This is a genomic window from Mangrovibacterium sp. (genome assembly GCF_041596335.1).
In the GTDB taxonomy this organism is placed as follows: domain Bacteria; phylum Bacteroidota; class Bacteroidia; order Bacteroidales; family Prolixibacteraceae; genus Mangrovibacterium.
Genome location: NZ_JBFHIT010000106.1, coordinates 1 through 2,450, shown reverse-complemented (window position 1 = coordinate 2,450; position 2,450 = coordinate 1). Strand labels below are relative to the sequence as shown.

General features: G+C 44.5%; 2 protein-coding genes. Both read right to left on the bottom strand.

What is annotated here, in order from left to right; all coding sequences use genetic code 11:
* Positions 1–688, bottom strand: a 688-nt coding sequence (locus ABZD21_RS19725; RefSeq protein ID WP_372776850.1) for a uracil-xanthine permease family protein, incomplete at its 3' end; no start/stop codon positions are given.
* Between the two features lie 33 nt (positions 689–721).
* On the bottom strand, positions 722–2,450 hold a 1,729-nt coding region (recJ, locus tag ABZD21_RS19720), incomplete at its 5' end, for a single-stranded-DNA-specific exonuclease RecJ (protein WP_372776849.1).

Here is a 2,450-nt window from a genome sequence, read left to right as displayed (position 1 = left end):
GCTCAATAATTGGTGCAATTGCTACCGGAATCATGTATAGGATTGATCCCCAGCTAAATTCAGGTGTGGTAAATTTCGGCAGTCCAATCCAAGCTGCTTCTTTGATCGGTGTGAAATCAATTACGCCCAGAACAAGTCCTGCAATATACCCAACAATGATTCCTATAAAGATGGGAATAAGTTTGATGATTCCTTTGGTGAAAACCACCACAACAATAGCGGTTAATAAACTTACTGCAGCAATAATCCAGTTTGTTTTCGCCATATCCACCGCGGCGCTTGCCAGTGAAAGCCCGATGATCATAATGACCGGTCCAACAACTGTGGCGGGAAAAAGACGTTCAACGAAAGTTATTCCTCTTAGTTTTATGAGACCCGAAACAAGCGCATAAACGATCCCAACAGCAATAATGCCGGAGAGTGTACCGGGAAGACCATATAATCTGGTTGATTCAATGATTGGTGCGATAAAGGCAAAGCTACTGCCGAGGAAAACGGGAACCATACCTTTTGTAATCAAGTGAAAAAGAAGGGTGCCTACTCCTGCGGTGAAAAGGGCTACCGAAGGATCAATGCCGACTAATAATGGAACAAGAACTGTTGCTCCGAATGCAACAAACAAAAATTGTATGCCCAGAACCATGTTTCTGGGTGTGAATTGGGTTTGGCCAGTGTTGGGAAAACTCATAGGGATATTTTTATAGGATTTGTAAAACAGGAATTAATATATTTTTGCTTCAATATCTCGAATGTAAAGCTGTAAATTGGTTTTTCCTCTAAATTCGTTTTCCGAAATCGTATAAAGGATGTCAAATGGAAGCCCTTGGCTAATTCCTTCGAAATGATTGGCTTGATTGAAGGCGATAGCTGAAAAAACAGAAGAGTTTCCGGTTGGCTCGACTAAGTCAAGTTTCAAGTGTTCCTGATTGCGTCCTACGCAGCGGCTGGTTCCGTTGTCAAGAACATTTTCGGTCAGAAACATAGGGGTCATATTGTGTGGGCCAAAAGGCTCGAATTGCTTTAAAACACGATAAAATTTTGGTGTAATATCCGACAGTTGTAGTTTGGCATCGGCTTCCAGTATTTCTGTTTTTTGCGAATCAGTAATGTTGTTTCTTACAATTTCCTCAAAACGTCGGCTAAATGCCGGAATATTATCAATCTTCATGGTCAGACCTGCCGCATACATGTGTCCACCATAAGATTCCAGCAAATCGGCACATTGCCCAATCGCTTCATACAGGTCGAAGTCGCGCACCGAACGTGCCGAGCCGGTGGCTAAACCATTCGATTCGGTCAGGATGATCGTTGGGCGATAATAGTGCTCGGTGAGGCGGGAGGCTACGATGCCGACGACGCCCTTGTGCCAGTCGCGATTGTATAAAACGGTTGAGAACCGCTCGGAATGAATTGGGTCGTGAGTGATCATGTCCAGGGCTTCCTGTGTGATGTCGCGGTCGAGCGTTTTCCGAATTTCGTTGAACGAATTGATTTCTTCTCCCAGTACAATCGACTGGTCTTCGTCATTCATGACCAGAATTTCGACCGACTTTTTGCCATGTTCAATTCGTCCGGAGGCATTCAGCCTCGGTCCGATTTTGAAGACAATATCGCTGATTGTGATCTGTTGGCCAACTAAATTCGAAATCTGGATGATGGTTTTTAATCCGAGGCTCGGATTGCTGTTTAACTTTTTCAGGCCATAGTAGGCCAACACCCTGTTTTCACCGGTAACCGGAACAATGTCCGAAGCAATGCTGACAACGACCATGTCGAGCAGGTCGTAAAGCTCAACGACCGGAACGTCATTCTTTTGGGTGTAGGCTTGCAGTAGTTTAAATCCAACACCACAGCCCGAAAGCTCTTTGTAGGGGTATTCGCAGTCGGGACGTTTCGGGTCCAGAACGGCTACCGCGTCAGGTATCTGATTGTCAGGGTTGTGGTGATCACAAATAATGAAGTCGATCCCCAGATCTTTAGCCTGCTTGATTTTTTCAATCGCTTTTATCCCACAATCGAGAACGATCACTAGCGAGAATTTCTCTTCAGCAGCGAACGCGATGCTACGCGGCGAAATGCCATAACCTTCAGAATAACGATCGGGAATGTAAAAATCAAGATCTTTGATTCGGGTTCGCAGAAACTGGTACATCAGTGCAACCGATGTGGTTCCGTCAACATCATAATCACCGTAAATCAATACTTTTTCCTGATTCTTTACTGCTTGTTCCAATCGGGCGACAGCTTTGTCCATGTCCCGCATCAAAAACGGGTCGTGTAAATCGGAAAGCTTTGGGCGGAAAAACGACTTCGCTTCATTGAACGATGTAACCCCCCTTTGAGACAATAGGTTCGCAATAACCATATTGACATTAAGGGCAACCGATAAGTGCTTGATTACATTTATGTCGCCTTGTTCTTTAACTTGCCAGATTTTATCCATTGATTCT